Source organism: Pararhizobium sp. IMCC3301, from assembly GCF_030758315.1.
Lineage (GTDB): Bacteria > Pseudomonadota > Alphaproteobacteria > Rhizobiales.
In genome coordinates, this window is the sequence record NZ_CP132336.1 from 306,176 (window position 1) to 319,973 (window position 13,798).

Sequence of the window (13,798 nt, forward strand, 5' to 3'; positions counted from 1 at the left end):
CCGTGCCGTCGGGTGTGGTCGAACTCAATCGGAATCGTCCTCATGCTCTGGATCGAATAACTGAATCGGTTGCGCCGGCATGATTGTTGAAATGGCATGCTTATAGACTAACTGGGAATGCCCATCGCGCCGCAACAACAGGCAGAAATTATCAAACCAGGTCACAATGCCCTGAAGTTTCACGCCATTTACCAGAAAAATCGTCAAAGTTGTCTTGTTTTTGCGCACATTGTTCAAAAACGCGTCTTGGAGGTTCTGTGTTCGTTCGGCCATCATAAATCCCTGTGGTCTGCTGGCGCAATTATCTGTCAGCTATTTCAACTTGGCTGTGAAACAGCGAACGCAATGTCGTGGCAATATGTCCCGGTGCCCCATTGGCAACCGTGACATCATCAACACGTGTGACAGGCATGACGAGAGCGGTTGCCGCAGTCATGAATGCCTCTCGCGCCCGTTGTGCTTCTTCTATAGTGAATGCCCGCTCTTCAACAGGCATTCCCTCCCGGTCGGCCAGTTCCAGAACAGCCGTTCGGGTAATGCCCCGCAAGATGCCATGTTCAGCAGGTCGGGTAACAATGATTCCTTCGCTGGTCACGATCCATGCATTGGTCGATGACCCCTCAGTAACATACCCGTTGCTATCCACAAACCAGGCTTCATATGCCCCCTGTTCCTTCGCCGCCTGTTTGGCAAGCACGTTCGGTAACAGTGCAACGCTCTTGATATCGACACGGTTCCACCGATTGTCAGGCAGCGATATGATTTTGACGCCCTGTTCAGCCAAAGCAGAGGCTTTTGCGACAGATGAACTGCGTGCGGTCACCACCAATCCCGGCGGCGTCTCATCGGGTGGAAAAAAATGGTTTCTGGGAGCCACGCCCCGGGTTACCTGCAGATAGACCAGGCCGTCCCGGACCCTGTTGCGTGCAACAACTTCCCGCAGAATGACACCCAGTGCCCTGTCCTGCATAGGCTGGCGAATTCTTAATTCGGAAAGCGATCTGGCAAGACGTTGCATATGGCGTTTTTCGTCCACCAGATGACCATCGAGCACCTCGCAAACCTCATACACGCCGTCAGCGAACTGATACCCTCGATCTTCAATATGAACGGCAGCATTGCGATGCGGCAAATAGTGCCCGTTCACATAGGCTATGCGAGACATAAAAATCCTTTACCGGGAATTCCAATAGGTCAGATTGAACACACCAAAAAAAGCCAGAATTTCAATTCTGCCAAGCAGCATGGTGGCACCAAGAGCGGATTTGGACAATACAGGCATGTCAATATAATCGGGCCAAAGGCCAAGAATATTCCATTCAGGATTATAGGCACTGCCCATGCTCGAAAATGCCGCCAGCGACGCAATCACAGACGCCTCAAACGGAATGCCGTCAAGCGTCAGAACCGCAGCACAGCCCCAGACCAGCAGAACGGCAACAATCAGATAGCTCCAGATCGCTTTGAGCGTTCCGATTTCGATCTGATTTCCGCCAAACCGCTCCGATTGCACACTGTGGGGAAAGACAAGCCGGTTCAATTCCTGAAGTGACTGCAGCATCATGCCGCCAATACGGTAGAATTTCAGCCCGCCGGCCGTGGAAAATGCGCCGCCACCAACTATGACGATGCTGCCGACCGCAATCGGCTGAAAGGCGACCAGGTTTCCGGAATCCCATTCAAATCCGGTGGTCGTAATCAGGGCGGCGGCCAGAAAGAGGCCGTTCAGCAACGGTGCAAATGCCCTGTCCGGCTCCGAGGCAAGTGTGGGTTTTTGCAACAGCGCAAGTGTCAGAAGCACCGCCAGCACGATAATACTGAAGATAATCAGATAGCTTTCCCGGTGATGGCGCAGCAATTGACCACGTCTGGTAAACAACATTCTGTGCCAGAGTATACTGGTCGCCCCGATAATCATGAAGATCACCAGCACGGGATAGGCAAACGGCGCATTATAAGATGCGATATCATCATCTATCGGCATGAAACCGCCGGTGGATATCGCTCCCGATGCAAGTATGAGGCTGTCAAACAGCGCCACACCAGACAGGGCCAGCCCTCCGGCACACAGCAGCGTGAACACAATATAAGTCGAACCAATGCTCAGGCAAATTTTGAGTATCCGGCCACCGCCGCCGAAGCCGACCTTTTCCAACAGGGCGATCTGCCGTTTTGGCAGGCCACCGACTCCCGCCGGTGCAAGGACAATGACCAGGGACAGCAAAGTCAACAGACCACCCAGCCATTGCAGTTGCACCCGCCAGAACAGCACCGAACGGGGCAACGCTTCCACACTGTCGAAGGTCGATGCATTGGAGGTCGTGATAGCCGCAATGGTTTCGAAAATGACATCGCTTGTCAGCATGTCGGTGCTCAGCGCCAGCGGCAGCGCGCCGCTAGCCAGCAGCAACACCCAGGACAGCAGCAGCAGCCCGAACGTTTCGACCCGTTTCAGGCCGCCTTCCTTGCCACGCAGCGTTATGAAGATGGCTGACGCAAAGAAGGCATAGGCAGCTGCTATGGCACCGAACATCTGGGCAGCCGGAAATTCTTCCATGTAAAGCGCGATCAGAAACGGCGCGGTCAACGACGCTGAAACAGAGCCTAAAATGGCCGCCAATACAATCAGTCCCGCTGCCATTGCGCCCCGCGTTCTTAGAAGAAGTCGAGGCTGACGCGGAACATCTGCTCGACTTTTCGGACGTATTCCGCAAGGGCAAATATGATAACCCGGTCATGTGCCCGAATTTTTGTATCACCGTCAGGGCGGATATAGACACCGTCGTGAATGACCGCTCCAATGCGCACACCGTCTGGCAACTCAAGATCGCGCAACGCCTTGCCCACCAGTGGTGACGTCTCCAAGGCTTCCGCCTCGATCACCTCTGCCTTGCCGTCCTGCAGCGGATAGACGCCGCGTACCCTGCCCCGTCTGACATGCTGCAATATTTTTGACAGTGTCACAGCACGCGGATTGATATGGGCATCAATGCCCAGCGACTGGGTGAAGGTCGGATAACTGGTATTGTTAAGCAGGCTCAGCGTTCTGCGGCATCCCATCCGTTTGGCCATCACACTGGCCAGAACGTTGACCTCGTCATTATTGGTCAGCGTCACCATCGTATCGACATCCTGAATTTCCGCTTCCCGCAGAATTTCCTGATCGAGCGCATCGCCATGCAAAACCACGGTTCGTTTCAGATCATCGGCAATTTCGATGGCACGGTCCCGGGAGCGTTCAATGATTTTGACCTTGGACTTTGAATGCCGGGCTTCAAGATTCTGAGCCACATAAAGGCCGATATTCCCGCCACCCGCCAGAACGATCCGAGCTGCCTCCTGCTCCTCATGCCCGAAAATCGCCAGTGTTCGCTTGACCCGTGTGGTCTGCGTGATGACATAGACCTGATCGCCAAACAGCATGGAATCATCGGACCGGGGCACGAACAGGTTTCCATTCCTGAAGATGCCAACCACGACAGCGCTGAGGTCAGGAAACAATTCACTGAGTTGCTTCAACGGCGTATCGATTACCGGGCAGTCTTCTTCGCAGATAATGCCTACGGTAGTAACCTCGCCATTGGCAAATTCAACAGTGTCAAATGCGCCCGGCAAGGCAAGCCGCCGCAGCACCATTTCACCAACTTCGATTTCGGGAGAGATAATCACGTCAATCGGCATGTGATCGCGCGAAAACAGATCTGAATAATGCGATTGCAGGTAGCTCTGCGCCCTGATACGGGCAACTTTGGTCGGCACATTGAACAGCGAATGCGCCACCTGACACGCCACCATATTGACCTCATCATACAAGGTCACGGCGATGATCATATCGGCCTGATCGACACCGGCCTGGGCCAATGTATCGGGATGCGCCCCATGGCCGACAATGCCGCGCACATCCAGATGGTCACGTACTGCCTGGATGAGCCTCGGCGAATTGTCGATCACGGACACATCATTTTGTTCCGATGACAATCGTTCTGCAATGCCGTAGCCAACCTGGCCCGCACCGCATATGACAACCTTCATATTAGACTAGCCTTAGCTCTTGCCCGCCGATGTGCGGTAGACATACAGGGTTAGCCAGGCAAATCCAATTCTTTTCAGATGCCTCAGCCAATATTGAGAGACTTGAGTTTGCGATGCAGGGCCGACCGTTCCATACCGACAAATTCGGAGGTCTTGGAGATATTTCCGCCAAAGCGGGCGATCTGCGCGGTCAGATACTCCCGCTCGAAAATCTCTCTGGCCTCGCGCAACGGCATTGACATGAGATGTTCCGCTTCCCGGCCGCCTTCAGACGCGGATGGCAGCAATTCCCCGATTTCCTTGGGCAGCAGGTCGGCCGACAGCACGGCTTCCTGATCGCCCCGGGTCAGAATCAACAGCCGCTCCAGATTGTTTCTGAGCTGACGAATATTGCCCGGCCAGGGATGGGCCTGAAGCACCGCCAACGCATCACTTTCCAGAGCGCGGACCGGCATGCCGACGGAGTTCGCAATCTGTGCAATAAAGTGTTCCACGAGCATCGGGATATCTTCCCGGCGTTCAGACAGAGACGGCACTTTCAGTGGCACCACTGCTAGACGGTGATAAAGGTCCTCACGAAAATGTCCTGCAGCAATCTCGTCGTCCAGATTATGCGCTGTGGAGGACAGAATCCGGACATCGACATTGACCTTTTTATTTCCCCCCACCCGCTGGAAACTCTGATCCACCAGAACGCGCAAAATTTTATTCTGGGTGTCGCGCGGCATTTCGGCGACCTCGTCCAGATAAAGGGTGCCGCCATGGGCTTCCTCAAGAGCCCCGACAGACCGGCCACTGCCATTTTCCACCTCGGTGCCAAACAAGGCAATCTCGGTCATCTCCGGCGTCAGTGCTGCAGAATTGAGACAGACAAAGGGCCCCTTTTCCCGCGCAGAATTCTGGTGCAGCGTCCGCGCAACCAGCTCTTTACCACAACCGGAGGGTCCGAAAATCATCACCCGGCTATTTGTTGGTGCTATCTTTTCAATGGCTCCGCGCAACTGCATCATGGCCGGAGACTCGCCGATCAGCTCCGCGGCATCCACACTCTTTTGGCGCAGCTCAACGACTTCTTTCTTCAACTTCACATTTTCAAGAGACCGCTCGGCGACCAGCACCAGGCGGTCCGCCTTGAACGGTTTTTCGATATAATCATAGGCACCGCGTCTGATGGCGGACACAGCAGTTTCAATATTTCCGTGGCCTGAAATGATGACGACAGCGAGTTCCGGATGCTGCTCCTTGATTACATCAAGCAGCGCCAGACCGTCGAGACGGCTGCCCTGCAGCCAGATATCCAGAAACACCAGACTTGGGCGGCGGTCGTCGATCGCAGCAAGTGCGGTATCACTGTCCTGCGCGGTTCGCACTTCGTATCCCTCGTCCTCCAGAATACCCGCGACCAGATCGCGAATATCCGCTTCATCGTCTACAATAAGTATGTCTGAAGCCATCTAGTTTTCTTCTTTGTTTTGCGAGTCAACATCAACTGCAGTCACCGGCATTGTCAGTCGGACCATTGCGCCGAATTGATGTCCGTCCCTGTCAGTGGGCGCATCCAGCAATTCAATTCCGCCGCCATGTTCTTCAAAAATCTTCCTGACTATGGCCAGACCAAGTCCGGTACCCTTTTCCCGGGTCGTCATGTAGGGTTCAAGCAATTTACTTCTGTTCTCATTCGGCAGTCCAATTCCATTGTCGGTCACGGTAATCTGAAAAAGATCGCCGATCTGGAACGCTTTGACATCGATCCTGCCGGGACGGTCGGCCTCTGCAGGAACTGCAGAAATACTCTCGGTGGCATTCTTGACGATATTTGTCAGTGCCTGGGAGATCAGCCGGTGATCAAAACGTCCGACCAGTTCTGATTCCGGCAGGTCTGTCTTGAAGGTGATTTCCGGATGCGCCACTTCCTGCAGAAAAACCGCCTCTTTTATGGCATCTGACAGGTTGCGTTCCACCATAACCGGCTGCGGCATACGCGCGAATGATGAAAACTCATCCACCATCCGGCCGATATCTCCAACCTGTCGTATGATCGTATCAGTGCATTGATCGAAAACCTCGCGATCAGATTCCAGCTTGCGGCCGTATCGGCGCTGCAGCCGTTCGGCAGACAGTTGGATCGGTGTCAGCGGGTTTTTGATTTCATGGGCGATGCGCCGCGCGACATCAGCCCATGCCGAGCGTCTTTGCGCCGCAATCAAATCGGTAATCTCATCCAGTGTAATGACAAAACGGTGGTTCTCATCGTCGGATTGTTCCATGGTAATCCGGACATTCAGCGTGCGCTCGTCACCCTTTCGCTTGATGCTGATCTGGTCCTGGTGAAGGGGCCGCTGATTGGCCAGCGCAGCAGATACTGTGATCGCCAGTTCCGGAATGGCATCCGCCACGTTTTCCAGTATCAGTTTTGTTCTGTCGACGTCCAGAATGCGCAAGGCCGAGCGGTTGACGAGACTGATTGTCCCATCCGATTCAATGCCGATCACGCCTGCAGTCACACCGGCAAGCACCGCTTCGTTGAAACGGCGCCGTTCATCAACCTGATCCTTGGCGAGAATGAGATCATCGCGCTGGCTTTGCAGTTGTTCCGACATGGTGTTGAAGGTTTGCGACAAAGTGCCCAGATCGCCTTCCCTCTTGTGCCATGGCACCCGGACACCCAAATTTCCCGACGAAATCTCGGTTGCCGCATTCATCAATCGCCGGATTGGAGAGACCAGCCGGTTGGCAAAATTGATACCAAGCCAGATTGCCGACAGCAAAACAATCAGTGCTATCCCGATATAGAGCAGACCAAACGCAATCTGGACACTGAAACGGGTGCGTTCAAGCTCCTGATATTCTGCCGCCCTTTCATTCACCAGAAGCACATATTCAAGCACTTCCGGATTCAGCGCGCGCACCAAATAGAGATAGGTATCTTCCGGAAACGACGGCAACTTCATCGCAGCCCCGGCGACATTTGACAGGCCCCGGTTTTGCAGCGCTACCTCATCTTCCGCCAGATCCTGCAGTGCGGCGGCGCTGGGAATGGGCAGCTTTTCAGTTTCCGGCCCGCCGGCACTGCGCGCCACAACTTCAGCCTTTGCGTTGAGCAGCAAAATGGCGGTCAACCGCCTCAGCCGGGCCTGGGTAGTCAGATAGGTTGGTATCCGGTTCTGATCGAATGTCAGATTGCTTCCCGCCCTGCTGAATTCCGCCGCGATGGTGATGACATCATTGGCCAGAACCCGGGTATGCTCCTGAACATAAGCCTGGGCTACAGAGCGTGATGTGTTGACAATTTCCTTGGTGCGGGTGTCGAACCATCGGTCCAATCCCCTGTCCAAAGTGACGCCGGCAACGATGGCAACAAGAATGGCAGGCGCCGCAGCGACCAGACTGAACAAGGCGACAACACGAACATGAAGACGCGCCGCCGCGCGTCGGTGCCGGCGCGCCTGCCAGATACCGGACAACTCCCAGATAATAGCTCCGGACAAAATGCTGACGAGCAAACCATTGACGACCAGCGCGACCTGCACTGTCGCCTGATTCGGCTCAATCGAGGTAAACCCCATCAACACCATGAACGACACGGCTGCGGAAATCAGCGCCAGAATAGCGGCCAAAAACCCGACAACCCGGATCAGCCTTGGCCGGTCCGGTGCACTATGGGCCGGTAGACTGGTCGTCCCGCCAGAGGTGATGTCCAGTTGGGTCATAAATCTAAATCAGGCTCACTTGGTGTGATGCAAATATACAACAATTGCTCTTACTGGCAAAGACCGTGAGTGTGGCTGAATTGTGGACAATGTGCCACAGAGGGCAAATTAGTCTGCCAGTCTGTGTTTAAACCGATTTCAAAATCTTTATGTCTAATTCTTTGATTTTTTTCCGCAAAGTATTCCGGTTCAATCCCAGAATATCAGCGGCTTTGATCTGATTGCCACCGGTATGGGCCAGCGTTGTGCTGATCAACGGTTTTTCCATGCGATGCAGGACAGATTGATATAATTGCTGCGGTATTCCGGAAGGCGCCTCTGCAAACGCCGACTTGACGAGCGTTTCCACCATCAACGACAGGTCCTGCGGCTGTTCATTGACCGATACATCGCTGGTGCTGATATGAGCCTTGCCAAGTTCATGATCGACGATGCTGTGGCTTATCACATCCTGCGGGTACAGCGCCGCCAACCGCCGAACAACATTCTCCAGTTCCCGGACATTGCCGGGCCAGCTGTGCTGGCGCATTCGGGCCAGGGCCTTGCCGTCAATCTGCTTGGCACCCAACCCCTCTTTCGCCGCGAGATTGAAAAAATGCCGCACCAGATCGTCGATATCTTCCAGCCGGTCCCGCAGGGATGGCAACCGGATGGGAATGACGTTCAAGCGATAATAGAGATCTTCGCGAAACCGCCCTTCCCCGATCAGATGGTGCAGATCCTTGTTCGTGGCGGCCACAATGCGCACATCGGTCCGGATTGGTTTTCTGCCACCGACCGTCATGTACTCGCCCTGTTGCAGCACTCTGAGCAGCCGGGTCTGTGCATCCATCGGCATATCACCGATTTCATCCAGAAACAGGGTTCCGCCTTCTGCTTGCTCAAACCGCCCGCTGCCCCTGTTATGAGCACCTGTGAAGGCGCCTTTTTCATAACCGAACAGCTCGGCTTCAATCAGGTCTCGCGGAATCGCTGCCATGTTGATGGCAACAAATGGCCCGCCCTTACGTTTACCGTAATCATGCAGCGCTCTCGCGACGAGTTCCTTGCCCGTTCCTGACGCACCCTCGATCAGAACGGTCAGATCGTTCTGCATCAGACGTGCAAGAACCCGGTAGATTTCCTGCATTGCCGCTGAGCGTCCGACCAGAGGGATATCATCTCCGCCTCGCTCTGCAACTTCGGGTACATCCGCCGTATTCCGCTCAGACAAGGCACGCTCAACGATCGAAACAAGCTCGCGCAGATCAAACGGTTTGGGCAGATAATCATATGCACCGCGCTCAGAAGCAGTGATAGCCGTCATGAACGTATTCTGTGCGCTCATCACCAGAATCGGCAGACCGGGACGGATATTCTTGATGCGCGGCAGCAGGTTAAAGGCATTGTCATCGGGCATCACCACATCCGTGATGATCAGATCGCCCTCATTCTGGCTGGCCCAGCGCCACAATGTTCCCGCTGTCCCGGTGAGTCGGACCTGATAACCGGCCCGGGTCAGAGCCTGATCAAGAATAGTCCGGATTGCGGCATCATCATCGGCTACAAGAATTGTTTCACCGGCCATTTGCAAAACCTCCACTCAACGGGGATTTCTGGTCCTTGAAAGCCGGAAGCAGAATTTTGAAAACTGTACTTCCCTTGCGGCTTTCACAGTCAATCACACCGCCATGATCGCGGACGATTTTCGCAACCAGAGCCAGTCCCAGGCCGGTGCCATTGGTTTTCGTCGTAATGAACGGATCAAACAGATGCGGCAGCAGATCCTCGGGAATGCCCGGCCCGTTATCTTCGACACTGAATTCCAGCGGCAGGCTCATGCGGTTGCTTGTGCCCGGCAGGGCCAACCGGATGCCGGGCCGAAAGGCAGTCCGCAAGGTAATTTCAGGAGCCTCTTGATCTTTCAGCGCGTCCGCAGCGTTTTTGACCAGATTGAGGAAAATCTGGATCAGCTGATCGTGGTTCGCATAGACGAATGGCAGTGACGGGTCATAGCGTTCCGTCACCTTGATGCCACGTCCGAAACTGGATTTGAAAACCGACTTAACGCGCTCCAGAACAACATGAATATTCACAGGCGCACGCTCAACAGGGCGCTCATCGGAAAACACTTCCATGCGGTCCACAAGGCGCACAATACGATCCGCCTCATCACAGATCAGGCGCGTCAGGGCCCGGTCATTTTCGTCCGCGGCAGTCTCCAGAAGCTGTGCCGCTCCGCGGATGCCAAAAAGCGGATTTTTAATTTCATGAGCAAGCATGGCCGCAAGACCGGTGACGGTCCGCGCTGCGCCGCGATGGGTCAGCTGGCGATCAAGTTTTTCCGTCATGGTGCGTTCCAGAAACATCAGCACCAGACCGGGCACGTCTTCAGACAGCGGGACCGCATTGACATCAATCCGCCGTTCATCCGGACGGCCGTGAAATCCAATGGCGACGCGATATTCAAAAACCGGCACATTGCGGTCGATCGCCTGCTGTGCGACCTCAATCACCGGGCTGCCAAATGGCAGAAGCGATGCAAGCGGACGTCCTTTCAGAACCACCGAACTGCTTTGAAAAAAAGTCTCCGCTTCCTGGTTCATCATCTGAATTTGCAGATCGGCGTCCAGAAACAGCACCGGGTGCGGCAAGGCGTTGAGAATGGCATGGGCCGAAGGTGCATCCTGAGCGATGGCAGCATTGAGCAATGATCCGGCAATTCCGGTCATGCTGCCGCTTCCAATTCACCCGGCGTATTTGCAGCTTCCCGAAAGCTGTCAGCGAGCGCCTGCAACACGGTTCTGCAATCGGTCCCGGTCATGATCCGGCGGCGCGCGGCCGAACCCGATATTCCAGCATCATCCAGATACCAGCCAAGATGTTTGCGCGCCGCCCGAATGCCGATATCGATGCCGTAATGAGACAGAATGGCGTCGTAATGTTCTGCGGCCAACTCATGTTTTTCCATCAGCGTCGGCTCCGCCAGTGGCGTCGCATCGGATGCCAGGCGGCTGCGCACATAGCCCGGGAACCAGGGCCGCCCGTAAGCGCCGCGGCCGATCATGATGCCATCCGCACCAGACAGCGCCAGCACGTCATCGACCTGGTTCATGTTCACAATATCGCCATTGGCGATCACTGGAATATCGACCTGCTCGGACACACTCCGTATCGCCGCCCAGTCTGCCCTTCCCTTATAGAACTGATTGCGGGTGCGGCCGTGAATGGTGACAAGCTGAATACCTGCATTCTGCGCGCGGCGGGCAATTTCGCCGGCGTTGATGGAGTTTTCATCCCAGCCAAGGCGCATTTTCAGACACACCGGCAGTGCGGTGGCCTCCACCGTTGCCTCAATCAGCCGCAAAGCATGATCCGGGTCCTGCATCAGCGCTGACCCGGAATATCCATTAGTCACCTTGCGTGCGGGACAGCCCATATTGATGTCCAGAATGTCTGCCCCGCAGGCAGCGGCAATGCGCGCGCCTTCCGCCATCCATTTTTCTTCCCGCCCGGCCAGTTGCACAACATGAATGCCAACGCCTTCACCCTGGGCGCGCGTTGCCATTTCCCGGCTGTTATTCGCCAATGCTTCGCAAGCCACCATCTCGGAAACCACCAGCCCTGCCCCATACCGCCAGGCAAGCCGGCGAAACGGCAAATCCGACACGCCTGACATCGGTGCAAGGAATACGGGACACGCAATTTTATGGCGTCCGATGGAAATGGGCTGTATCATGAAGCTCAATATTTTGACTATATTTTGAGCAGTTTATAACACTGCATGTAATTTAGGCAATTGTAAATTACCAGAACGGTCAAATGCGGCTTTAAGGCCGGTTCGTAAAGCAGCGGGATAACGCAGACATGGCACATGAACAACCGCCTCAGGTTGCAGTATTGATTGTCGGGGCGGGAAAAGGCAGCCGTGCCTCTGAAGAAACCGGTGAATTGCCCAAACAATTCTTTCCGATTGACGGCAAGACACTGTTTCAGCGCACTGTGGACGCATTCGCGGCTGTGCCGCAAATCAGTCAGATCGTCTGCGTCATTCCGCAAGATACCGATCCAGGCCTGATCCCGACATGCCGGTTGATTGAAAATGGGATCAACGTCCTCACTGTCAATGGCGGTGCCAGCCGCCAGCTATCGGTGTTAAATGGTTTGGAAATGCTGGACCGCATGGCTACCAACTGGGATATTGTGCTGGTGCATGATGCCGCCCGGCCATTTGTTTCGGCAGATACCATCGAGGCGGTCATTGCAAAGGCCCTGACACATGGCGGATGCATAGCCGCCGTCCCGGTGGTCGACAGCCTCAAGCAGGCCGAAAGTGGAACAAGCTGGGATGAGGATATCACCTGTGTCAGTGGCTCCATCCGCCGTGACGGCATATATCAGGCTCAAACTCCGCAGGGATTTCGGTTTGCCAAACTCCTCAGCGCCCATAAGCAGGCATTGGCAGAGGGCCACAGCGACTGTTCAGATGACTCCGTCATATATGAAAACTATGCCGGACCGGTGGTCATTGCCGAAGGCGACCGAAATAACTGGAAAATCACTGAGCCAGAAGATTTCGCAACGGCCAGACATCTGTTACGCGCAAAACGGGAGGCAGTTCTGGTGCCCGATATTCGAGTTGGCCACGGCTATGATGTGCATGCATTCGAGGCAGGCTCAGATGTCATGCTTTGCGGCCTGAGTGTGCCCCATGACCGGTCCCTAAAAGGCCATTCAGACGCAGATGTCGGCCTCCATGCCCTGACCGATGCGGTTCTTGGTGCATTGGCGGACGGGGATATCGGAAGCCATTTTCCGCCTTCTGATCCAGAGTGGAAGGCTGCGGCTTCTGACCGATTTCTGGCTTTCGCCATATCACTGGCCGGAAAACGCGGCGCGACAATTACCCATCTCGACGTCACTCTGGTCTGCGAAGCACCCAGAATCGGTCCTTACCGCGAGCCAATGCGCGAGCGCATTGCACAAATCACCGGGCTCAGCCGGGACCGCATCAGCGTAAAGGCCACTACCAGCGAGAGACTGGGCTTCACCGGGCGCAAGGAGGGCATTTCCGCCTTTGCCACCGCGACGCTTGTATTTCAGGAAACCTGACAGACATGCCGGATGACCGACTGCAAAAGAGCGCCATCAAAACCCTCAAAATTTGCGAGGCGGCGCAGGTCATGCTTAGCACAGTGGAATCCTGTACCGGTGGGCTGATCGCTGCCAGCCTGACTGAAATTCCCGGTTCCTCTGCGGTTGTCGAGGCCGGTTTGGTGACCTATTCCAACGCCGCCAAAACACGCCTGGCGGGTGTGCCCGAACCTCTCATCATTCAGCACGGAGCTGTCAGTCAGGCAGTCGCCATGGCAATGGCTGAAGGCGGTCTGAGGATAACCGCGGCAGATGTCGCAATAGCAGTCACCGGTATTGCCGGTCCCGGCGGCGGTTCAACAGAAAAACCCGTCGGTACGGTCCATTTGGCCTGCGCTGTCAAAGGCCGCGCAACACGGCATGTAGTCCGCAATTATGGCGCAATCGGCCGCAGCGAAATCAGAACCCGTACTGCGCTTGATGCCTTGGCGCTGGTTCAGTCCTGTCTGGCAGAAGAAGCTTGATAGACGGTATCCGCCCTGTCTTCAAACGCTTCGGCAAACTTCCTGAAAGCCCGGTCAAACATTGATCCCATCAGCAGACCCAGGGTGCGTGACTTGAATTCGTAATCAATCTTGAAATTTACCGTGGAGGTCTCTTTTGTACCGGCGTTGTCGCGGTCGATAAAACTCCACTGATTGTCGAGATGAGAAAACGGACCCTCAAGATAAGTTGCATCGATGGTCAGTGCGGGCCGGTTCAAAACGACGCGGGTCACAAATGTCTCACGCACCGGACCATAGGCGACGGACATGTCGGCGACCAGAATTTCGGTGCCATCCGCCTGCAGTTCGCGGCCGCGCACAGACAGGTTCTGGCACAACGGCACAAACTCCGGATAACGCTCAACATCTGCGACAAGAGCATACATTTTTTCTGCTGAATGATGGACCAGCCGGGACGTGTGAAAATGCGGCACAATA

Annotated in this window: 12 protein-coding genes; 2 read left to right on the forward strand and 10 right to left on the reverse strand. The window is 55.1% G+C overall.

The window, feature by feature from the left end; genetic code table 11:
• Positions 1–24 precede the first annotated feature (24 nt).
• The 9 genes from hfq to dusB form a co-directional block, all read right to left on the reverse strand.
• The gene (gene hfq / locus RAL88_RS01425) at positions 25–276 is read right to left on the reverse strand and encodes an RNA chaperone Hfq (protein ID WP_306266742.1); all 252 of its coding nucleotides are present in this window, start codon (positions 274–276) and stop codon (positions 25–27) included.
• Positions 277–301: 25 nt separating this feature from the next.
• Entirely contained in the window at positions 302–1,165 is an 864-nt protein-coding gene (locus tag RAL88_RS01430) for a D-amino-acid transaminase (RefSeq protein ID WP_306266744.1), read from the reverse strand.
• Positions 1,166–1,174: 9 nt separating this feature from the next.
• Positions 1,175–2,620 (reverse strand): potassium transporter TrkG, encoded by a 1,446-nt coding sequence (locus RAL88_RS01435; RefSeq protein WP_306266745.1) that lies wholly within the window; start codon positions 2,618–2,620, stop codon positions 1,175–1,177.
• 35 nt (positions 2,621–2,655) lie between these two features.
• Positions 2,656–4,032, reverse strand: coding sequence for a Trk system potassium transporter TrkA (gene trkA / locus RAL88_RS01440; protein ID WP_306266747.1), 1,377 nt, complete (start codon positions 4,030–4,032; stop codon positions 2,656–2,658).
• Positions 4,033–4,115: 83 nt separating this feature from the next.
• On the reverse strand, positions 4,116–5,486 hold the full coding sequence (locus RAL88_RS01445) for a sigma-54 dependent transcriptional regulator (protein ID WP_306266749.1): 1,371 nt from the start codon (positions 5,484–5,486) through the stop codon (positions 4,116–4,118).
• Entirely contained in the window at positions 5,487–7,742 is a 2,256-nt protein-coding gene (locus tag RAL88_RS01450) for a PAS domain-containing sensor histidine kinase (protein WP_306266751.1), read from the reverse strand.
• A gap of 127 nt (positions 7,743–7,869) precedes the next feature.
• A complete protein-coding gene (gene ntrC, locus RAL88_RS01455; RefSeq protein ID WP_306266753.1) occupies positions 7,870–9,309 on the reverse strand; it encodes a nitrogen regulation protein NR(I) in 1,440 nt (479 codons plus the stop codon).
• Positions 9,299–10,453: a nitrogen regulation protein NR(II) gene (locus tag RAL88_RS01460; RefSeq protein WP_306266755.1), complete on the reverse strand. Its 1,155-nt coding sequence runs from the start codon at positions 10,451–10,453 to the stop codon at positions 9,299–9,301. The genes ntrC and RAL88_RS01460 overlap by 11 nt, the downstream gene beginning before the upstream one ends.
• On the reverse strand, positions 10,450–11,460 hold the full coding sequence (gene dusB / locus RAL88_RS01465) for a tRNA dihydrouridine synthase DusB (protein ID WP_306266757.1): 1,011 nt from the start codon (positions 11,458–11,460) through the stop codon (positions 10,450–10,452). Before dusB ends, RAL88_RS01460 begins: the two co-directional genes overlap by 4 nt.
• 128 nt (positions 11,461–11,588) lie before the next feature.
• Here dusB and RAL88_RS01470 point away from each other — a divergent pair, with 128 nt between their 5' ends.
• Both RAL88_RS01470 and RAL88_RS01475 read left to right on the forward strand, forming a co-directional pair.
• The gene (locus tag RAL88_RS01470) at positions 11,589–12,833 is read left to right on the forward strand and encodes a bifunctional 2-C-methyl-D-erythritol 4-phosphate cytidylyltransferase/2-C-methyl-D-erythritol 2,4-cyclodiphosphate synthase (RefSeq protein WP_306266758.1); all 1,245 of its coding nucleotides are present in this window, start codon (positions 11,589–11,591) and stop codon (positions 12,831–12,833) included.
• A gap of 5 nt (positions 12,834–12,838) precedes the next feature.
• Positions 12,839–13,339 carry a CinA family protein gene (locus RAL88_RS01475; protein WP_306266759.1) on the forward strand — a complete coding sequence of 167 codons (501 nt, stop codon included), beginning with the start codon at positions 12,839–12,841 and terminating at the stop codon, positions 13,337–13,339.
• On the opposite strand, the gene RAL88_RS01480 is transcribed toward RAL88_RS01475, so the two are convergent.
• Positions 13,312–13,794, reverse strand: a complete 483-nt coding sequence (locus tag RAL88_RS01480) for a type II toxin-antitoxin system RatA family toxin (protein WP_306266760.1) — start codon at positions 13,792–13,794, stop codon at positions 13,312–13,314. The two genes, RAL88_RS01475 and RAL88_RS01480, sit on opposite strands and share 28 nt — an antisense overlap.
• Positions 13,795–13,798 lie beyond the last annotated feature (4 nt).